Annotated in this window: 20 protein-coding genes, 1 pseudogene and 2 other annotated features; all 21 genes and pseudogenes read right to left on the bottom strand. The window is 44.8% G+C overall.

Annotated elements, in window-relative coordinates; all coding sequences use genetic code 11:
* Positions 1-80 precede the first annotated feature (80 nt).
* Complete coding sequence (rpoB, locus tag ACFOZY_RS15795) at positions 81-3,641, bottom strand: DNA-directed RNA polymerase subunit beta (protein WP_378157255.1); 3,561 nt, start codon at positions 3,639-3,641, stop codon at positions 81-83.
* Between the two features lie 219 nt (positions 3,642-3,860).
* Positions 3,861-4,460, bottom strand: a complete 600-nt coding sequence (locus tag ACFOZY_RS15790; protein ID WP_378157253.1) for a class I SAM-dependent methyltransferase — start codon at positions 4,458-4,460, stop codon at positions 3,861-3,863.
* A 116-nt stretch (positions 4,461-4,576) separates the two neighbouring features.
* Positions 4,577-4,936: a 50S ribosomal protein L7/L12 gene (gene rplL, locus ACFOZY_RS15785; RefSeq protein ID WP_378157251.1), complete on the bottom strand. Its 360-nt coding sequence runs from the start codon at positions 4,934-4,936 to the stop codon at positions 4,577-4,579.
* Positions 4,937-5,007: 71 nt separating this feature from the next.
* Positions 5,008-5,508, bottom strand: a complete 501-nt coding sequence (gene rplJ, locus ACFOZY_RS15780) for a 50S ribosomal protein L10 (protein WP_378157249.1) — start codon at positions 5,506-5,508, stop codon at positions 5,008-5,010.
* Between the two features lie 29 nt (positions 5,509-5,537).
* Positions 5,538-5,679 (bottom strand) — a sequence feature (ribosomal protein L10 leader region).
* Positions 5,680-5,719: 40 nt separating this feature from the next.
* The gene (gene rplA, locus ACFOZY_RS15775) at positions 5,720-6,421 is read right to left on the bottom strand and encodes a 50S ribosomal protein L1 (RefSeq protein ID WP_378157247.1); all 702 of its coding nucleotides are present in this window, start codon (positions 6,419-6,421) and stop codon (positions 5,720-5,722) included.
* Positions 6,422-6,528: 107 nt separating this feature from the next.
* A complete protein-coding gene (rplK, locus tag ACFOZY_RS15770) occupies positions 6,529-6,954 on the bottom strand; it encodes a 50S ribosomal protein L11 (protein WP_378157244.1) in 426 nt (141 codons plus the stop codon).
* Positions 6,955-7,115: 161 nt separating this feature from the next.
* Positions 7,116-7,661, bottom strand: coding sequence for a transcription termination/antitermination protein NusG (nusG, locus tag ACFOZY_RS15765; protein ID WP_465251167.1), 546 nt, complete (start codon positions 7,659-7,661; stop codon positions 7,116-7,118).
* 93 nt (positions 7,662-7,754) lie between these two features.
* Positions 7,755-7,940 (bottom strand): preprotein translocase subunit SecE, encoded by a 186-nt coding sequence (secE, locus tag ACFOZY_RS15760; protein WP_378157239.1) that lies wholly within the window; start codon positions 7,938-7,940, stop codon positions 7,755-7,757.
* Between the two features lie 44 nt (positions 7,941-7,984).
* A complete protein-coding gene (rpmG, locus tag ACFOZY_RS15755; protein WP_378157237.1) occupies positions 7,985-8,131 on the bottom strand; it encodes a 50S ribosomal protein L33 in 147 nt (48 codons plus the stop codon).
* Positions 8,132-8,216: 85 nt separating this feature from the next.
* Entirely contained in the window at positions 8,217-8,855 is a 639-nt protein-coding gene (sigH, locus tag ACFOZY_RS15750) for an RNA polymerase sporulation sigma factor SigH (protein ID WP_378157235.1), read from the bottom strand.
* 68 nt (positions 8,856-8,923) lie between these two features.
* On the bottom strand, positions 8,924-9,433 hold the full coding sequence (locus ACFOZY_RS15745) for an NYN domain-containing protein (protein ID WP_378157233.1): 510 nt from the start codon (positions 9,431-9,433) through the stop codon (positions 8,924-8,926).
* A complete protein-coding gene (gene rlmB, locus ACFOZY_RS15740) occupies positions 9,430-10,182 on the bottom strand; it encodes a 23S rRNA (guanosine(2251)-2'-O)-methyltransferase RlmB (RefSeq protein ID WP_378157231.1) in 753 nt (250 codons plus the stop codon). Before rlmB ends, ACFOZY_RS15745 begins: the two co-directional genes overlap by 4 nt.
* Position 10,183: 1 nt before the next feature.
* Positions 10,184-10,594: a Mini-ribonuclease 3 gene (locus tag ACFOZY_RS15735; RefSeq protein WP_378157229.1), complete on the bottom strand. Its 411-nt coding sequence runs from the start codon at positions 10,592-10,594 to the stop codon at positions 10,184-10,186.
* A gap of 4 nt (positions 10,595-10,598) precedes the next feature.
* Positions 10,599-11,996, bottom strand: coding sequence for a cysteine--tRNA ligase (gene cysS / locus ACFOZY_RS15730; protein ID WP_378157227.1), 1,398 nt, complete (start codon positions 11,994-11,996; stop codon positions 10,599-10,601).
* A gap of 127 nt (positions 11,997-12,123) precedes the next feature.
* Positions 12,124-12,639, bottom strand: a pseudogene (gene cysE / locus ACFOZY_RS15725) (serine O-acetyltransferase); the annotation flags it as partial.
* Positions 12,640-12,698: 59 nt separating this feature from the next.
* Positions 12,699-12,918 (bottom strand) — a binding site (T-box leader).
* Positions 12,919-12,963: 45 nt separating this feature from the next.
* Positions 12,964-14,427, bottom strand: coding sequence for a glutamate--tRNA ligase (gene gltX / locus ACFOZY_RS15720; protein ID WP_378157223.1), 1,464 nt, complete (start codon positions 14,425-14,427; stop codon positions 12,964-12,966).
* A gap of 66 nt (positions 14,428-14,493) precedes the next feature.
* Positions 14,494-14,982, bottom strand: a complete 489-nt coding sequence (gene ispF, locus ACFOZY_RS15715) for a 2-C-methyl-D-erythritol 2,4-cyclodiphosphate synthase (protein ID WP_378157221.1) — start codon at positions 14,980-14,982, stop codon at positions 14,494-14,496.
* Position 14,983: 1 nt separating this feature from the next.
* Positions 14,984-15,673 (bottom strand): 2-C-methyl-D-erythritol 4-phosphate cytidylyltransferase, encoded by a 690-nt coding sequence (gene ispD, locus ACFOZY_RS15710; RefSeq protein WP_378157218.1) that lies wholly within the window; start codon positions 15,671-15,673, stop codon positions 14,984-14,986.
* 130 nt (positions 15,674-15,803) lie between these two features.
* Positions 15,804-16,916, bottom strand: coding sequence for a PIN/TRAM domain-containing protein (locus ACFOZY_RS15705; protein WP_378157216.1), 1,113 nt, complete (start codon positions 16,914-16,916; stop codon positions 15,804-15,806).
* A 142-nt stretch (positions 16,917-17,058) separates the two neighbouring features.
* A complete protein-coding gene (gene radA, locus ACFOZY_RS15700; RefSeq protein WP_378157214.1) occupies positions 17,059-18,438 on the bottom strand; it encodes a DNA repair protein RadA in 1,380 nt (459 codons plus the stop codon).
* A gap of 144 nt (positions 18,439-18,582) precedes the next feature.
* Complete coding sequence (gene clpC / locus ACFOZY_RS15695) at positions 18,583-21,024, bottom strand: ATP-dependent protease ATP-binding subunit ClpC (RefSeq protein WP_378157212.1); 2,442 nt, start codon at positions 21,022-21,024, stop codon at positions 18,583-18,585.
* Positions 21,025-21,281 lie beyond the last annotated feature (257 nt).

Raw genomic sequence — 21,281 nt, 5'->3', positions numbered from 1 at the left:
TTGTCTTCGATTTAAAGACTTTACGCAGCTCGGACGTTAACACTCCGGGCGGGGTTTCCCCGCCACAGAGCAAGTTTGAATTAATCTACACTGCCTACAGGTTCTTCGCCAGAATTCTGCAGGATATTCAACGCGTCTGTCGGTTGAAGATCATCTTCGTCGTCAAGATCACGCATTTCGATTTCTTCATTGTTAATGGACAGCATCTTAACGTCCATTCCCAAGCTTTGAAGCTCTTTGATCAATACCTTGAATGACTCTGGAACACCTGGTTCCGGAACGCTTTCGCCTTTGACGATCGCTTCATATGTCTTAACACGTCCGACGACATCATCGGATTTGACAGTCAAGATTTCTTGAAGCGTGTAAGCAGCACCGTAAGCCTCAAGTGCCCAAACCTCCATCTCACCGAAACGCTGACCACCGAATTGCGCTTTACCGCCAAGTGGTTGCTGTGTAACTAATGAGTAAGGACCAGTAGAACGAGCATGTAGCTTGTCGTCTACCATGTGTGCAAGTTTGATCATGTACATGACACCGACAGATACACGATTGTCGAATGGTTCGCCAGAGCGTCCATCATATAAAATCGTCTTACCGTCACGATTCATGCCAGCTTCTTCCATTGTTGTCCAAACGTCTTCCTCGTTTGCACCATCGAATACAGGCGAAGCCATATGAACACCCAAGATTCGGGCAGCCATACCTAAGTGGAGCTCCATTACCTGACCGATGTTCATACGGGAAGGTACCCCAAGCGGGTTTAACATGATATCTACAGGCGTACCGTCTGGAAGGAATGGCATTTCCTCTTCCGGAAGAATACGGGAAATAACCCCTTTGTTTCCGTGACGTCCCGCCATTTTATCCCCAACAGAGATTTTACGTTTTTGAACTATATAAACGCGAACCAGTTGGTTTACACCAGGAGGAAGCTCATCACCGTCTTCACGGTTGAATACTTTAACGTCAAGGACGATACCGCCGGCTCCGTGTGGTACACGAAGGGACGTATCACGAACTTCACGGGCTTTCTCACCGAAGATCGCATGTAATAAGCGTTCTTCTGCAGTCAATTCTGTAACCCCTTTAGGCGTTACTTTACCGACAAGAATATCGCCATCGCGAACTTCAGCACCGATCCGGATAATGCCACGGTCGTCAAGGTTGCGCAATGCATCTTCACCGACATTTGGAATATCACGTGTGATTTCTTCCGCACCGAGTTTTGTATCACGGGATTCGGATTCATATTCTTCAATATGAACGGATGTATATACATCATCCTTTACGAGGCGTTCACTCATGATGACAGCATCCTCGTAGTTATAACCCTCCCAAGTCATGAACGCTACAAGAACGTTACGGCCTAATGCCATTTCGCCTTTTTCCATAGAAGGACCATCAGCAAGAATGTCCCGCGGTTTTACACGGTCCCCTACTTTTACGATCGGACGCTGGTTATAGCTTGTTCCTTGGTTGGAACGGATGAACTTTTGAAGTTTGTATTTCGTCAAGTCACCTTTGACTTCCTTGCCATCGACCATTTCAATACGACGGACGTAGATTTCTTTCGCTTCAACATGTTCTACGATTCCTTCATATTTCGCGACAACAGCAGCACCAGAGTCACGGGCAGAAACGTGTTCCATTCCTGTTCCAACAAATGGTGCTTCAGGATTCAACAAAGGTACTGCTTGACGTTGCATGTTCGCACCCATAAGGGCACGGTTGGAGTCGTCATTTTCCAAGAACGGGATACATGCTGTAGCCGCAGAAACTACCTGCTTCGGCGATACGTCCATGTAGTCGATCCGTTCTCTCGGATACGCTGCGTCATCCCCACGGAAACGACCTACAACCATTTCATCGACAAATTCGCCATCTCCAGTAAGAGGTGAATTCGATTGTGCAACTACATAGTTGTCTTCCTCATCAGCAGTCAAGTAATCGATTTGATCCGTTACACGGCCTGTTTGCGGGTCAACACGACGGTATGGCGTTTCAATGAAACCGAACTTGTTAACACGTGCAAATGTAGACAATGTATTGATCAATCCGATGTTCGGACCTTCAGGTGTCTCAATTGGACACATACGGCCATAGTGGGAATAGTGAACGTCACGTACTTCAAAGCCGGCACGTTCTCGTGTCAAACCACCAGGTCCAAGTGCAGAAAGACGACGCTTATGCGTCAATTCAGCAAGCGGATTTGTCTGGTCCATGAACTGGGAAAGCTGGGAGCTTCCGAAGAACTCTTTAATAGATGCAATTACCGGACGAATATTGATCAATTGTTGTGGAACAATAGATTGCGTATCGTTAATTGACATACGCTCTCGTACAACACGCTCCATACGGGATAAACCGATACGGAATTGGTTTTGAAGCAATTCCCCGACCGAACGGAGACGACGATTACCTAAATGGTCAATGTCATCAGTGTTGCCCACATTGTATAGCAAGTTGAAGAAGTAGTTGATGGAAGAAATAATATCAGCAGGCGTGATATGCTTGACCGCCTCTTCAACATAAGCATTGCCGATTACATTGATTTCTTTCTGAGCTTCATCTTTCGGTGCATAGATTTTAATGGATTGAATCGTAATATCATCTGGCAGTACTCCGCCAACTTGGGATAATGTACGGAATCCGATACCATTCTCTAAATGTGGAATAATACGATCTAATGCACGGCGATCCAGAAGGGTTCCTTCCTCAACAAGAATTTCACCTGTTTCCGGGTCCACTAAAGTTTCAGCAATCGTTTGATTGAACAAACGGTTTTTGATGTGAAGCTTTTTATTCATTTTGTAGCGTCCAACATTTGCTAAGTCATAACGTTTAGCATCGAAGAAGCGCGAATATAAAAGGGTTTTAGCACTTTCGACTGTTGGCGGTTCACCCGGACGTAAACGTTCGTAAATTTCAAGAAGCGCTTTTTCCGTGCTATCCGTGTTGTCTTTTTCAAGTGTATTACGTAAGTATTCGTTATCACCCAAAAGATCAATGATTTCTTGGTCGGAACCGAATCCTAACGCTCGTAGAAGAACGGTAATAGGTAATTTACGAGTACGGTCAATCCGGACATAGACAACGTCTTTCGCGTCTGTCTCGAATTCAAGCCATGCACCGCGGTTCGGGATGACAGTCGCACCAAAGCCCTTTTTCCCGTTTTTGTCTGTTTTGTCATGGTAGTAAACGCTCGGGGAACGAACTAACTGAGATACAATAACGCGCTCTGCACCATTAATGATGAACGTGCCCGTTTCGGTCATAAGAGGGAAATCCCCCATGAATACATCTTGTTCTTTGACCTCTTCGGTCTCTTTGTTGTGAAGACGCACTTTCACGCGAAGTGGCGCAGCATACGTAACATCACGTTCTTTCGATTCATCGACGGAGTACTTAGGTTCACCTAATATATAGTCGACGAACTCAAGCGAAAGATTTCCTGTGAAATCTTCGATTGGAGATATGTCGCGGAACATTTCCCGCATACCTTCTTCAAGGAACCACTCATAAGAAGAGGTTTGGATCTCGATTAAATTCGGTAACTCGAGAACTTCCTTGATGCGCGAGAAACTTCTGCGCTGACGGTGTTGTCCATACTGAACTAGTTGACCTGTCAACTGTTTCACCCCTCAAAAGCGATATTGGGTCTTTGCGAAATCAACGAAATAGTGTATGATATCGAAAAGACAAAAAGAAAACGAGTCCTAAATTAGAGCTCATTTTCGATTGAATAAATTATGCTGAAGTAAGTATACCCTTATAAATTTCAGCTTTATACAAATGGGCATACGTCTTCAAAATAATAATTTTGCATTTTATTATATTATCATAGCCGTTTTGTCAAGTCAATCTTTTTCAGCCTTCAAAATATAATACCCTTTCTTCTTCTCCACCGTTTCGACTCGACCGAAAAGTTCCCTTAAATGTTCGATCGTCGAAGGTGCTCCCTGCTTTTTCTGAATGACTACCCAGAGTTCTCCTCCTGCTTTCAATTTCTCAAAAGCCTCATCGTAAAATTTAAAGACTGTTTCTTTTCCTGCACGAATCGGAGGGTTTGTCAGGATTGCAGCAAACTGACCTTCCACATTGGATAGGCCATCACTTTCATAGATGTGCACATTTTCCACATCATTTTCCTTGGCGTTTTTCCCAGATAGTTCGATCGCTCTACCGTTTACATCGACCATGTGGACTTTTCGTTCAGGATAAGACTTAGCGAGCGACAAGCCGATCGGTCCATATCCACATCCGACATCCAGAACGTCCCCATCTACCTGCGGCATAACAAACGATTCAATCAACAGCCTTGATCCGAAATCAACTTCCCCTTTACTGAACACACCAGCATCTGTATTGAAGAAAAACTTTTCCCCCCGAAGTGTAAATGTCCATTTCCTCGGGTCGCTTTTCGAATGAGGATTTTTCGAATAATAATGGTCAGCCATCGGCCATTCCTCCAAAAGTGATGATGGTAAAAAAAGAGACTGATAACTACCAGCCTCTTTTTGGGATGAATGCATAAAAGCCCGCCGTTTCGGACGAGCTTTTTTGCTATGTTAAATTACTTAACTTCTACGCCAGCGCCAACTTCTTCAAGTTTAGCTTTGATTTCTTCAGCTTCTTCTTTAGAAACGCCTTCTTTAAGCGGTTTTGGAGCGTTGTCAACTACTTCTTTTGCTTCTTTCAAGCCAAGACCAGTGATTTCGCGTACAACTTTGATAACTTTGATCTTTTGGTCACCAGCAGAAGCCAATACCACGTCAAATTCAGTTTTTTCTTCAGCAGCAGCAGCACCTGCAGCAGCAACTGCGACTGGAGCAGCAGCAGTTACGCCAAACTCGTCTTCGATAGCTTTTACTAAATCGTTCAATTCAAGAACTGTCATACCTTTGATCGCTTCAAGGATTTGATCTTTGTTCATTTTATGTTCCTCCATTATAGGTTATTTTTGTAGGCGTTAGCCCGTCAGTGAAAACTTAGGCAATAAGTCGATTATGCGCCTTGCTCTTCTTTTTGCTCGGCAACAGCTTTTGTTGCAAGCGCGAAGTTGCGCATTGGAGCTTGAAGTACGCTGAGAAGCATGGATAGCAAACCTTCGCGAGATGGAAGTTCTGCCAATGCTTTCACGTCTTCAGCAGATGCAACCGCACCCTCGATGACACCAGCTTTGATTTCAAGCGCTTCGTTTTTCTTAGCGAAATCGTTTAACACTTTCGCCGGAGCAACTACGTCCTCGTTAGAGAATGCAATTGCGTTTGGTCCAGTCAAGCTTTCATTCAAGCCTCCAAGACCAGCAGCTTCAACCGCACGGCGTGTCATCGTGTTTTTGTAAACTTTGAATTCAACGCCAGCTTCACGAAGCTGTTTACGTAGTTCAGTAACTTGTGCTACTGAAAGGCCACGATAGTCAACTACTACGATAGACGCAGCAGATTTGAACTTGTCCGTGATCTCATCAACTAAAACTTTCTTAGCTTCAACCGCTTTGCTCATTTTGACACCTCCTGTAAGAATGGGGTCATTTATACCGAAAAAAACCTCTGTGCTACAGAGTTGTAGACACAGAGGTTTGAAGTCGTCATCTTAAATAAGAATCAGCCTTGTCCTCGGCAGGATGATTAAGCATTAAGCCCCTGCTGTCTACGGTACAAATGGAGATTTTCAACATTTGCAATCATATCAGATAGCAAATAAGTTGTCAACCTTAGTTTTTAACTACAACAGAAGATGGGTCAACTTTTACAGCAGGTCCCATAGTAGTTGTAACGTTTACTGACTTCATGTACGTTCCTTTTGCTGCAGAAGGTTTCGCTTTTTGGATCGCTTCGAATACAGCATTGAAGTTTTCAACCAATTTTCCGTCTTCGAAAGAAGCTTTACCGATTGGCGCATGAATGATACCAGTTTTGTCAGCACGGATTTCGACTTTACCAGCTTTGATTTCTTCAACAGCTTTTGCAACGTCGAATGTTACTGTACCAGTCTTAGGGTTCGGCATAAGGCCTTTAGGTCCCAATACACGACCAAGTTTACCAACTTCGCCCATCATGTCAGGAGTTGCAACGATTACATCGAACTCGAACCAACCTTGTTGGATTTTGTTGATGTAGTCTGCATCGCCAGCATAATCTGCGCCAGCAGCTTCTGCTTCTTTCAATTTTTCGCCTTTAGCGAATACTAAAACACGTTGAGTTTTACCAGTTCCGTTTGGAAGCACAACTGCTCCACGGATTTGCTGGTCATTTTTACGAACATCGATTCCAAGTTTGAATGCAACTTCTACAGTTGCATCAAATTTAACAGTGCTAGTTTGTTTTGCAAGCGCAACTGCTTCATTGATATCATAAAGCTTAGAACGATCGACAAGCTTTGCAGCTTCGATTAATCTTTTACCTTTGTTAGCCATTATAAATGTCCTCCTATTTGTGGTTTTAACGGAATTGACCTCCCACGACTAAGGGTTGCGCGTTCTGGCGAACAGCCGCAACCCTCCAACACACATCATTAGCCTAATTAGTCTACGATTGTGATACCCATGCTACGTGCAGTACCTTCAACCATAGCCATCGCAGCTTCTACAGATGCCGCATTCAAGTCAGGCATTTTTTGTTCAGCGATTTCGCGAACTTTATCACGTTTCACCGTAGCAACTTTCTTCTTGTTAGGTTCACCAGATCCTTTTTGAAGGCCTGCTGCCACTTTCAATAGAACTGCTGCTGGCGGAGTTTTCGTAATGAATGTAAATGAACGGTCTTCGAAAACAGAGATTTCAACAGGAATGATAAGACCTGCTTGATCAGCTGTACGAGCGTTAAATTCTTTACAGAATCCCATGATGTTAACACCTGCTTGACCCAATGCTGGACCAACCGGTGGTGCTGGGTTTGCTTTACCAGCCGGGATTTGCAACTTAACTACTTTAATAACTTTTTTAGCCACGAGACACACCTCCTTAAGTCCGTGATGTGGTAATAGGGTTTCCCCTCCCACTCAATATCTGTCCGTCAACTGGCGTTGAAAGAAATTATGTTCAGACCAGACCTATGATAGTCTGACCTTTGAAATGATATCACTTTTACCAATCACTTGCAAGCGGGAATTTAGTCGGCTTTGCGAATTTGTTCGAAGTCCATTTCCATCTTCGTTTCACGTCCGAACATATCGACAGAAACTTTTACTTTCCCTTTCGCACGGTCGATCTCTTCCACCTTGCCTTGGAAGCCGGCGAATGGTCCATCCATAACTTCAACAAGGTCATTTTCAGCGAAGTCGACATCGATTTTGCGTTCTGTCATACCCATTGAGCGAAGAATTGCATCGACTTCTTCCGGAAGAAGTGGAGTCGGTTTTGCCCCGCCGCCCGATGAACCGATGAATCCAGTGACGCCTGGAGTATTACGTACTACATACCATGAATCATCGGTCATTACTAATTCAACCAGAACATATCCAGGGAACGTTTTCCGCATCACTGTACGCTTTTTGCCATCCTTGAAATCGGTCTCTTGTTCCTCAGGAATGATGACGCGGAAAATCTTGTCTTGCATTCCCATTGTCTCAACACGCTTCTCCAAGTTTGCTTTCACTTTGTTCTCATAGCCTGAATAGGTGTGGACTACATACCAGTTCTTTTCCATAGTTCGCAGGACTTGCGTCCGTACCTCCCTTTCATTCGCCAAATGAAAAAACCCGTTCGTTTGGAAGACGGGCTATTTTGCAAAAAATATATTTTACTGCTCTTATAGTTCCAAGAACCATCGTACTACTTTTGAAATACCTAAGTCAACGATTGCGAAGAACACGGTCATGAACAAAACAGTTGAAAGAACGATCACAGTATAGCGTGTCAATTCTTTACGTTTCGGCCAACTGACCTTTCTCATTTCAGATACAACGTTACCTAAAAAGGATTTGATTTTCCCCATTATTATTCGAACCTCCGAATTTCCGAATGATCCGGCGAGACCGGTCATAATGTCTGTTTATGAAGTGTGTGCGAGTTGCAGTGTGAACAGAATTTCTTAATTTCCAGACGTTCGTCCGCTCTATTACCGGAAGGAACAGAGTAATTTCGGGATCCGCATTGCACACAGCATAAGACAATTTTCTTACTCATATTTTCACCTAATTATAGTTTACAGTCTTTTAAAAGACTATCACCTTAGTGACATACTGTCAATAACAGACAAATCAGGCGAATTTCATGTGACACTGTCTGTCAAGAGATGACGTTCAAGCTTCCGTTTAATGCGTTGAAGCGCATTATCTATCGACTTTACGTGTCGGTTTAACTCTTCTGAGATTTCGTGATAGGTTTGTCCATCCAAATAGAGTGCAAGAACTTGACGTTCCAGCCCACTTAGAATCTTCGACATTTCTTCTTCCATATGCGAGAATTCCTCGCGATGGATCATCAAATCCTCCGGATCATCCATAACTGCACCACGTAATATATCCATCAACGTCCGGTCCGATTCCTCATCATAGATCGGCTTGTCCAATGACACAGAGGAATTCAGCGGAATATGCTTTTGTCTCGTTGCAGTCTTGATCGCTGTGATAATTTGACGAGTGATGCACAGTTCAGCGAATGCGCGGAAAGAACTGAGTTTCTCTTCCTTAAAGTCTCGAATCGCCTTGTACAGGCCAATCATTCCTTCTTGCACGATGTCTTCCTTGTCAGCACCTATCAAAAAATATGACCTTGCTTTCATTCTGACAAATTGCCGATATTTCGTTATTAAGAAATCCAATGCATCAGGATGACCGGAATGGACCATTTCTACAAGTTCCTCATCTGTCATAGATTCATAGCTTACTAGAAAAAGATCATTCCCCATATCCATCACCCCGGATCTCTGTACTGTTACAGACAGTATACAGGATGTAAAATTTTAGCGTCAACCACTCATTTCATTCCTCGACGCCATTTTTCAAAAATTTCTGCCACTTCGTCAGTGAGCGGAATCTTAGAGAATGGACGCTGCTCTTGGATTGCCTTGACTTTCTTTGTTATATTCTTTTGAATTTCTTCCATTTGAATTTCTAATTCTCTTGCCGAAATTCGTAAGGCTCCCTGACCAAAGATCAGACGTTGCTCGGTCATGTCAGACGTTGCCACATGAATTTGGGTCCGGCGATTGCTAAGCTCATTTGTCAGTTTTTCTATTCGTTCATCCGCTGTCTCATTTTCTCTCGTGTACAATACTTCTACATCGTATGACTTATTTTTCTTCTCCGTTCCCGGCGCTTGATGGGCATCAAAAACGACAATCACCCTCCAGCCGGTGTATGCCCGATATTCCGCCATCATTTCAATGAGACGGTCACGGGCATCTTTCAGCTTTCGTTCTTTAAGGACACGGAGTTCCTTCCAAGCGCCGATGATGTTGTATCCATCGACTAACAGAATGTTCATTGTGAAAGCGGCCGCCGTTTACGGACCACTTCATACATGAGAAGTGCCGCCGCAACCGATGCGTTTAGAGAAGTGACATGTCCAAGCATCGGCAAGTTGTAAAGAAAATCGCATTTTTCTTTTAAGAGCCTTGCCATACCTTTCCCTTCGCTTCCGATGATAATTGCAAGAGGTAAAGTGGCGTCCATATGACGATAATCAGCAGAACCTTTTGCATCGGTTCCAGCGATCCAAACTCCACGTTTTTTCAAGTCTTCTACTGTCTGTGCCAAGTTATTGACCCGAACGACCGGGATATGTTCAATTGCTCCTGTAGAAGCTTTCGCGACTACACCCGTTAGACCGACGGAACGCCGTTTCGGAATGATGATGCCATGGACACCCGTTGCGTCCGCAGTTCGCATGATCGAACCCAAGTTATGCGGATCTTCGAGTTCATCCAGGATGATGAAGAATGGATCCTCTTTCCGCTCAGACGCACGTTCAAATAACTCATCTAACTCAGCGTAACGATAAGCCGCAATGGATGCTGCTACACCTTGGTGATTAACATCCGTTAATTGATCCAGCTTCTTCTTCGGCACGAACTGAACAATAATTCCATTTTCTTTTGCAAGCTTTACAATTTCTGAAACACTATTTTTCTGGATGCCTTCAGCAATCCAAACTTTGTTCATGTCACGGCCAGACCGAAGGGCCTCCAGCACCGGATTTTTCCCTGCTATGATTTCTGATTCCTGCTGTGTCAACTCATACACTCTCCTTTCCATCAATCAGATCAATTGAAAACTTCAGCAGCTCGGATAATCGGGCTTGTTCACTTCGCAAGTAGAGGTAGCCAAGCACAGCCTCGAATGCTGTGCTATGGCGATAAGTCAAAACATCCGTATTTTTAGGAACACTGCCTGATTTAGCATTGCGCCCCCTTCTCATGACCGCCTCTTCTTCCTCTGTCAGCCATTCTTTTTCCATCATCGTTTTAAGGATGTACGCTTGCGCTTTTGCTGATACGTATCTCGTCGCTTCATTATGCAATGTATTCGGCTTCACTCGGCCTGATCGGATGAGATGTTCACGAACAGCCTGTTCCAACACCGCATCCCCCATATAAGCCAATGCTAAAGCATTTAATTGTTTAACATCCGCATCACTTATAGCCATCTATTCACCCTCTTTTCCAGCGGGTGCCTTGAGCTGTATCTTCCAATATGATATTCATCTCTTTTAGTTGATCGCGGATTTCGTCGGAACGTTTGAAATTGCGGTCTTTACGTGCTTGATTCCGCTCAGCGATAAGGTTCTCGATTTCTTCATCCAACAATTGTTCTACCTCTACGTTTATGCCTATAACGTTCATCAACTCGGCCATCATGTCCATAAACGCACGGAGTACACGTTCTTCTGTATTCTTTTCAAGCAAGTAGACATTTGCCAAGCGAGTTAGTTCAAATACCGCAGCAATACCGTTGGCGGTATTGAAATCGTCATCCATCGCTTCTTCAAATTGCTTTCGGACTTCTTCAATCTTGAACATCCACGTGTCCGAGTGATCCCCTAAATTAGCGGTCGCTTCCAAACGGTGTTTCAAGTTGTTGTATGATGTACGGATCCGCTCCAAGCCGTTCTCTGCATTCTCCACCAACTCTTGGGAGAAGTTAATCGGATGACGATAATGGACCGACAGCATGAAGAAACGCAGTACGGAAGGATCCAATTGTTTTATGATGTCGTGGACAAGAACGAAATTCCCTAACGACTTCGACATCTTTTCATTGTCAATATTAATATAGCCATTGTGCATCCAGTAGCGTGCAAACGGTTTTCCTGTCATTGCTTCAGATTGGGCAATTTCATTTTCATGGTGAGGGAACGTCAAATCCTGTCCGCCTGCATGGATATCCATCGTGTCACCTAAATGCTCACGCGCCATGACCGAGCACTCGATGTGCCAACCTGGACGACCTTTTCCCCAAGGACTTTCCCAGTAGATTTCTCCTTCCTTCGCCGCTTTCCAAAGAGCGAAGTCCAAATTGTCTTCCTTCTTTTCGCCCGCTTCGATTCGCGCTCCGACTTTCAACTCGTCGATAGACTGATGTGAAAGCTTCCCATATCCATCGAACTTCCGAGTCCGGTAGTATACATCCCCTTGAGATTCGTAGGCAAATCCTTTATCGACTAACACTTGGATAAAGTTGATGATATCGTCAATATGATGAGTAACTCTTGGATGGACATCTGCCGGCTTGCAACCGAGTGCCGTAACATCCTCGAAATACGCGTTGATGAAGCGCTCCGTCAACTCGGATACTTCTTCACCTAATTCATTTGCCGCTTTGATGATTTTGTCATCTACGTCGGTGAAGTTTGATACGAACTTCACATCATATCCGCGATATTCTAAATAACGGCGGACCGTATCGTACACAATAACTGGCCGGGCATTCCCGATATGAATATAGTTATAGACGGTCGGTCCACAGACGTACATCTTTACTTTGCCTTCCTCCATCGGGATGAATGGCTCTTTTTGCCGGGTTAATGTGTTATAGATTTGAATGCCCATCTTCTTGCCCCTTTCGTTTGTTCACTTTCAACTCTTCTAGCTCCTTCTCCAATGCCGACACTCGCCTGCTTAGCGAGTCACAAATATCCTGTACCGGATCCGGCAAGTCTTGGTGATCAAGCTTCTGCTTCACCTTCATACCGTCTTGAATAACGACTTTCCCCGGTATCCCGACTACTGTCGCATTCGCAGGTACGTCCTTCAGAACGACAGAGCCCGCTCCGATTTTGCTGTTCTCGCCGATTGTAATTGAACCGAGGACTTTTGCACCGCTTGCTACCAGCACGTTATTTTGCAATGTCGGATGCCGCTTGCCTTTTTCCTTTCCGGTCCCTCCAAGTGTGACCCCTTGGAAGAGGGTACAATCATCGCCGATGATACACGTCTCTCCGATCACGACACCCATGCCGTGATCGATAAAGAAGCGTCGGCCAATTTGAGCACCTGGATGAATTTCAATCCCTGTAAAGAAGCGAGCCATTTGAGAAACAGCCCGTGCCAGGAAGGAAAGCTTTCTTTTGTATAACGCATGGGCAATTCGGTAAGCCCATATAGCGTGAAGTCCGGAATACGTCAGGACTACTTCCAAAGAACTTCTTGCAGCTGGATCCTGATCGAATACGACCCTTATGTCTTCCTTCATTCGTTTAAACATGTTGACCTCCTAAAAACGCCAATGAAAAAAACGCCTCTGTCAATAATGACAGAGACGCTGATTGCGCGGTTCCACTCTGATTGGAAGATGAGTACACAACTTCCCTCTCAACACCATTAACGCAGGTGATACGGCTTGGCATACTTAAGATTCAGCCAAACGCTCAGAGGTGCATTTCCATCTTGCAGGGGTCCAGACCACTTTCAGCCGATGATGGTCCTCTCTTTAGAACGTACTTGATGTACTTCTCCTCTTCAACACTTTCCATTGTATGTGCCCTTAGTAAAACACCTTCGGGTTGTAAAGTCAATCTTAATGTTTCGTGTATTGCGATAGGCGGGATAGAACTTTTTCTTTGCCTAAAAGCGCAATTGAATTCGGTAATTCCGGACCATGCGTTTGTCCGGTCGTAACTACACGAATCGGCATGAACAAGTTCTTTCCTTTATGACCTGTTTCTTTTTGGACTGCCTTGATCGCAGCTTTCACTGAATCAGGCTCTAAGACATCCAATTGTTCTAACTGAGCTTTAAGGGCAGTCATGACTTCCGGCACTTGTTCACCAGATAAGACTTCTTTTGCTTCTTCATCATATGAAAGTTCATCATTGAAAAACTGGGCGGATAATTCGACAATCTCCGCACCGAAGCTCATCTGATCATGATACAGTGCCACTAAATTTGAGACCCATTTTTGCTCATCCGCTGAAAGTTCTTCTGATACGAGTCCAGCCTTCTGTAAATGCGGCAAGGAAAGTTCGACAACTTTTTCAAGCGGGAGCTTCTTAATATATTGGTTGTTCATCCAAGTTAATTTTTGCTTATCAAACATGGAAGGGGATTTCGATAGACGTTTTTCGTCAAAGATCTTGATGAGCTCGTCTTTTGAGAAGATCTCCTCTTCTCCTTCTGGTGACCAGCCAAGCAATGCAAAGAAGTTGAACATTGCTTCCGGCAAATAGCCAAGTTCTTTATATTGTGAAACGAATTGGATGATGGATTCATCACGTTTCGATAATTTCTTACGATCTTCATTGATAATCAATGTCATATGACCGAATTTCGGATACTCCCATCCGAACACGTCATAGACCATTAATTGCTTAGGTGTATTGGATAAATGTTCTTCTCCACGGAAGATATGCGTCATGTCCATGAAGTGATCATCTAATACGACGGCATAGTTGTAAGTTGGGATACCGTTCGCCTTTACCAATACCCAGTCGCCTACGTCTTTCGATTCAAACTCGACGGTTCCGCGGATCATATCATCCACTTTATATGTCACGTTCTCCGGTACACGCATACGAATTGTATACGCCAATCCGGATTCTTCTTTAGCTTTCACTTCTTCTGCAGACAAATTGCGGCAGCGCCCGCTGTATTGCGGTGCAGGAATCCCTTGAGATTTTTGGCGTTCTCGCTCTTCCTCAAGTTCTTCAGAGGTACAGAAGCATTTATAGGCATGTCCTTTTTCAAGCATCTCGTGGGCATGCTTCGTATAAATGTCAAGGCGCTCCATTTGGCTGTAAGGAGCGTATGGGCCACCGATATCTACAGACTCGTCATAATCGATTCCGAGCCATCTTAAGTTTTCAAGCTGGGATTCAACCCCGCCTTCGATATTTCGTTCGATATCTGTGTCTTCAATACGAACGATAAATTTACCGCCATGGTGGCGTGCGAATAAATAGTTGAATAGCGCTGTGCGGGCTCCGCCTATATGTAAATGGCCTGTCGGGCTCGGCGCATAACGAACACGGACTTGCTGTGTCATATGACATCCTCCTAATAGATCGTACAATTTTAGTTCTGTGCTATTTTATCACTCAACATACGCTTTTTAAAGAGCGGCACCTTTTTTAACCAATAAAATTGAAGCTAACGATGCAATCCCCTCTTCACGTCCTGTAAATCCGAGTTTTTCGGTCGTTGTCGCTTTTACATTTACTTGTGAAACATCCGCTTTTAGTAATTGCGCTACTCGTCCGCGAATCTCTTCGATATGGGGCGCCATCTTCGGACGCTGTGCAATAATCGTACAGTCAATATTTCCGAGTTCATAGCCTCTCTCTTCAACAACCTTCCAGATTTCCTCTAAAAGCTTTGCTGAGTCTGCATCCTTGAATGCAGCGTCTGTGTCCGGGAAGTGCCTGCCGATGTCACCTTCGCCAATAGCACCTAAAGCAGCGTCTGTTATTGCATGTAGTAATACGTCTGCATCAGAGTGGCCAATCAGACCTTTATCGTGTGGGATTGTCACTCCCCCAATAATAAGCGGTCTTTCCTCTGCAAATGCATGTACGTCATATCCTTGTCCAATCCGAAACATTTCAATTTTCCTCCTGTCGGCTCTTGATGATCGCTTCTCCGAAGATCAAATCATCCACCGTCGTCATTTTTATGTTGTCATAAGTGCTTTCCACAATCGTAACGGGATGCCCGAGCCGTTCAACCAGCATAGCTTCATCCGTCCCCAGGAAACCATCAGCCTCAGCTCTCTCCTCCGCTTCCTTCAACACACTGCTTTTAAAAGCTTGAGGAGTTTGGATGATCCATAGGTTTTCTCTATTGACCGTCTCTTGGATGACACCATCCTCTACTAACTTCATTGTGTCCTTTGCCCGAACGCCTGCTACAGCAGCACCGCTCCGGTCAGCCTCATCCGCAAGGCGGGAAATCACCTCTTTATGGATAAATGGTCTCGCCGCATCATGGACAAGAACAATGTCCGTTCCTTCCACTACTTTGACACAAGCCTGAACACTATGCTGCCGTTCATCTCCACCAGTTTCTATAGATTTCACCTTTGTGATTCCATACTCATCCAGAAGGGAACGGATATCATCCTGTTCTTCAGGCTTGGCAGCGAGCCAAATGCCACTGCAATCCTGGTCTTCTTGGAACACATTTAGTGTGTGTATTAAGATCGGAATGCCATTCAATTTCAAAAACAGCTTATTCTCGCCGGCACCCATCCGCTTTCCACTTCCAGCTGCGGGCAAGATCACTTCATACTTCATTCGTACGTCAATCCTTCTACTGTCGATTCATTCTCCATTCCATTATACAGAATTCAACTCTTGAATGCGTCCCTTTAAGGCAGAGAAAAGGAAGAAGCCATCCGGTTAGCTCCTTCCTCCTTTTGTTCTATTAATTTGAAGCAGCCATTTTGCCGCCATTTTGTTTTGGCTTGGCGAAAATCATACGGCCTGCAGATGTTTGGAGCACGCTCGTAACGACTACGTCGATTGCCTGGCCAATGAATGACTTTCCTTCTTCGATGACAATCATCGTTCCATCATCCAAGTATGCGACACCTTGGTTGTGCTCTTTACCGTCTTTAATAACTACAACATGCATATCCTCGCCAGGAATGACAACCGGCTTGACGGCATTCGCCAAGTCGTTGATATTCAATACCGGAACTTTATGAAGATCACATACTTTATTCAGATTGAAGTCGTTCGTTACGACAACGCCGCCCATCTTCTTAGCGAGCCGGACCAATTTCATATCAACTTCCGGCACATCCTCGAAATCCTCTTCTACGATAAGCACTGACGAGTGACGCTCTTCTTGTAGTTTCTTTAGAATATCCAGTCCTCTTCGTCCTTTCGTACGCTTCAAAGTATCGGACGAATCAGCAATATGCTGGAGCTCTGATAAGACGAACTGTGGAATGACCATTACCCCTTCAATGAAGCCGGTTTGCGAAATATCCGAAATTCGTCCGTCTATGATGACACTCGTATCCAATAGTTTGTACGTGGCCGAGAGTGCCTGTTCATCTTTGTCGACTTCTGCATTCTTTTTCTTCGCGGGTCCCGATTTGTTACCGGCAAACATTTGAAGGATTTCTTCCCGTTTTTTGAATCCCACCTGAAAACCTAAATAGCCTAACAACACCGTCAGCAAGATTGGGACGACCGTTTGGACGACCGGAATCATGATAGTATTGACAGCGGACGATAATAGAAACGCCAGAATCAATCCCACAATCAACCCAATAGTTCCGAATAACAGGTCCCCGATCGGTGCTTTAAGAAGGCCTTCCTCAATCCATTTAATAAAGTTGACGACAGAGTCCGCAAATAATAGGGATAGCAGATAAAAAATGATTGCACCCACAATAGCCGAGACGTAGGCATTTGCCACCCAGGAATTATCGGATAAATTTAAGAACATGTATAAAAACGGTAAGAATAGAACTCCCAGTGTCCCGCCAATCAGCACAAATACAACTTGAATGCTTATTTTTAACAATTCGTCCACCTCCTTTTCCTAGATTATACACATTTCCTATAAAAGACGCTGTTCTGAAGGGGTTGTTTTACCCAAAAATGAGAAAAAGGGAAGAGAAACTTGGTCTTCCCGGTTAATAAAAGGAAGAGGAAGAATAGTTCCCCTATTCCCCAAACGCAACCTTTAATGCATCGTTTACATTTTCTACGCCGATGATTTGAATATCAGGCGGATAGTCCCATCCACCCAAATTGGATGATGGTACGATGGCTCTTTTAAATCCTAATTTTGCTGCTTCGGATACACGTTGTTCAATTCTGGTGACTCTGCGCACTTCTCCTGATAGACCAACCTCGCCGATTACACAATCATAAGCTTTGACCGGTACATCACGGTAACTGGAGACGATACTCGTCATCACGGCGAGATCAATTGCCGGCTCATCAAGTTTTACACCGCCTGCCACTTTAATATAGGCATCTTGAGCCTGTAGCAGCATGCCCATTCGTTTTTCCAGTACAGCCATCAGCAATGACACCCTGTTCTGGTCAACACCTGTAGCCATACGCTTCGGATAGTTGAAGCTGGATGGTGTCACAAGTGCCTGGATTTCCACTAAAATCGGCCTCGTCCCTTCCATTGACGCCACCACGGTCGAACCGGTTGCACCTTGTGCCCTTTCCTGCAGGAATAGTTCAGAAGGGTTCAACACTTCTCTTAAGCCGCTTTGGACCATTTCGAAAATGGCAATTTCATTGGTCGAGCCGAAACGGTTTTTAACACTTCGCAATATCCGATACGTATGATGCCGCTCCCCTTCAAAGTAAAGAACGGTATCGACCATATGCTCCAATAGACGAGGTCCCGCAATCTGCCCTTCCTTTGTTACGTGGCCGACAAGGAACGTTGCAATGTTTTTAGTTTTAGCAATCCGCATCAGTTCAGCTGTACATTCACGGACTTGAGAAACGCTTCCGGGTGCAGATGTCACTTCAGGATGATGGACGGTTTGAATCGAGTCGACAATGACGAACGCCGGATTTACATCTTCAATCGTTTGGTTGATCAGCTCTAAATTCGTTTCAGAATAAATATAAAGTTCCGGTGATTGAACGCCGAGACGCTCTGCACGCAATTTCGTCTGGCGGATTGATTCCTCCCCGGAAATATATAATACGCGCAATCCCCTGTTCGATAGAAGCGCCGATACTTGAAGAAGTAAAGTCGACTTGCCGATTCCTGGATCGCCACCTATGAGCACTAAGGAACCCGGGACGATCCCTCCACCTAACACCCGGTTCAACTCATCCATTTCGGTTTCAATGCGGGGTTCTTCAGCCGTTTCAACCGTCATAATCGGGGTAGCTTTCTGGGATACGGTACTCGAGTGCTGGAAAGCTCCACGAGGGCCTTTCGCCTTAGATACGATTTCCACTTCTTCCACCATCGTATTCCATTGCCCACAACCCGGGCAGCGGCCCATCCATTTAGCAGATTCATAGCCACATGACTGGCACATGAATTTCGTTTTTTTCTTGGCCATTTTTTCCTCCTCTAATCGTTCTATTAGTAGTACGTATGACTTGACTGAAGGTTTCTGCCGATACAATCCATACTCATATGTAATAAAGCGGGCATTCCACTCCAGACGGAAAGTCCGTCCGGCGGAATGTCCCGCTTTGTCTGCTTAAGCTTCAGCTACTTTTTCTTTTACACGGACAACGAAATCGTCATCTTCAACATCGAACACAACCGCTCCGCCTGTTAGAACTTGCCCTTTAAGCAATTCCTCGGATAGACGGTCCTCGACGTGCTTTTGAAGTGCCCGGCGAAGTGGACGTGCTCCATAATCCGGATCATAACCCTCTTTGGCAATTTTGTCCATTGCCGCTTCTGTTAATTCAAGATCAATATCCTGCTCTTTCAAACGGTTTTTCAATTGGCCCGTCATCAATGTAACAATCTCTTTCAAGTGTTCTTTCTCAAGTGAGTGGAACACGATCATTTCATCGACACGGTTCAAGAATTCTGGACGGAATGCTTTTTTCAACTCTTCAAGCATTTTATCCTTCATGTCCTTGTAATCTTTTTCACCGTCTTGAATACTGAAGCCTACGTATTTATTTTTCTTCAATTCGGAAGCACCAACGTTGGATGTCATGATTACCACCGTATTCCGGAAGTCAACCGTCCGTCCCTTCGAGTCAGTCAAACGGCCGTCCTCCAATACTTGGAGCAAGATATTGAAGACATCCGGATGTGCTTTTTCGATTTCATCGAGCAAGACCACGGAGTAAGGTTTACGGCGAACTTTTTCAGTCAACTGACCGCCCTCATCATATCCGACATATCCAGGAGGTGAGCCGACAAGACGGGATGTCGAGTGTTTTTCCATGTACTCGGACATATCGATTCGGATCATCGCGTCATCATCACCGAACATGACTTCAGCCAGTGCGCGAGCAAGTTCGGTCTTCCCGACACCTGTAGGCCCAAGGAAAATGAATGAACCAATTGGACGTTTCGGATCCTTCAATCCGGCACGTGCACGTCGGATTGCCCGGGAAATAGCCGTAACAGCCTCCGATTGGCCGATGACACGCTTATGAAGATGTTCTTCCAAGTTCAAGAGCTTTTCAGATTCCGTTTGAGCAATCTTGGATACCGGGATTCCAGTCCACATTGAAACAACTGCCGCTACGTCCTCCACTGTCACTTCGGATTGTTCTTTGCCTTGCTTTTCTTTCCATTGTTTCTTCGTTGTTTCTAATTCTTCTTTTAATTTTTGTTCTGTATCACGGAGTGCCGCAGCTTTTTCGAATTCTTGGCTTTGGACAGCTGCATTCTTTTCAGAACGTATTCCTTCCAACTTGGACTCAAGTTCTTTCAAGTTTGGAGGAGTTGTATAAGAGCGAAGACGTACCTTTGAACCTGCTTCATCAATTACGTCAATCGCTTTATCCGGCAAGAACCGGTCGGAGATGTAGCGGTCCGAAAGTTTTGTTGCCGCTTCGATTGCTTCATCTGTAATCTTCACTCGGTGATGCGCTTCATAACGGTCACGCAAACCGTGAATGATTTGAATGGATTCATCCACTGTCGGTTCATCGACTTGGATCGGCTGGAATCGGCGTTCCAACGCAGCATCTTTCTCAATGTATTTGCGGTACTCGTCAAGAGTTGTTGCCCCGATACATTGCAACTCACCACGCGCAAGGGATGGTTTCAAGATGTTGGAAGCATCAATTGCACCTTCCGCTCCTCCTGCACCGATCAATGTGTGCAATTCATCGATGAACAAGATGACGTTACCAGCTTGACGGATTTCATCCATTACCTTTTTAAGACGGTCTTCAAATTCACCACGATATTTTGTACCAGCAACGACTGTACCCATATCGAGTGTCATGACACGTTTGTCGCGAAGGATTTCCGGCACTTCGTTATTCACGATTTGCTGTGCAAGACCTTCCGCGATTGCAGTTTTACCTACCCCAGGTTCACCGATCAGAACTGGGTTGTTCTTCGTACGGCGCGATAGCACCTCAATAACACGTGTAATTTCTTTACTGCGGCCAATGACCGGGTCAAGAGATCCTTCACGCGCTATTTGAGTCAAATCACGTGCCAGACTATCAAGTGTAGGCGTGTTAGCTGCCGGGTTAGCACCATGACCAGTTTGTGTGTGGTCATTGCTGCCCAATAGTTGCAACACTTGTTGACGTGCCTTGTTGAGACTTACACCCGCATTATTCAATACACGAGCCGCCACACCTTCTCCTTCACGGATTAGCGCAAGAAGCAAGTGTTCAGTTCCAATGTAGGAATGACCAAGCTTACGCGATTCGTCCACCGAAAGCTCGATGACCTTTTTAGCCCGAGGTGTATAGTGGACAATGGGGCCGACATCTTTAGAACCGATACCGACAAGCTTTTCAATTCCTTCTTCAATCGTTTCTAAATTTACATCGATCGCTTCTAAAGCTTTCGCAGCAATTCCGCCGCCTTCACGGATTAGTCCAAGTAGTATATGTTCAGTGCCGATTGATTCGTGCTTCATACGAATTGCTTCTTCTTGTGCAAGCTGAAGCACTTTCTGTGCACGTTGCGTAAAACGGTTAAACATCATAAGTAGATCCTCTCCTTCTAATCGTTCATATTCGAACGGGCCTCTATGCTAAAGCATTCCCGTAAGCTTCTGAAGTGAAACTACACAAAACATAGCCTTCTATATAGAATTCTTTGATTCGCTGTGAAGTGAATAATCCCCTTCCTAAAAGCGGATTATTTTTTCATAGTCTGACTTTGACTATCTTTGACTTTATTATAATAAAAAATAGGAGCGTGTGCAACCGATTTGCTTGCAGGGAATAATAGGCTGAAGCG

The organism is Chungangia koreensis (assembly GCF_042651785.1).
In the GTDB taxonomy this organism is placed as follows: domain Bacteria; phylum Bacillota; class Bacilli; order Bacillales_A; family Planococcaceae; genus Chungangia; species Chungangia koreensis.
This window is presented reverse-complemented; position numbering and strand designations above follow the sequence as displayed.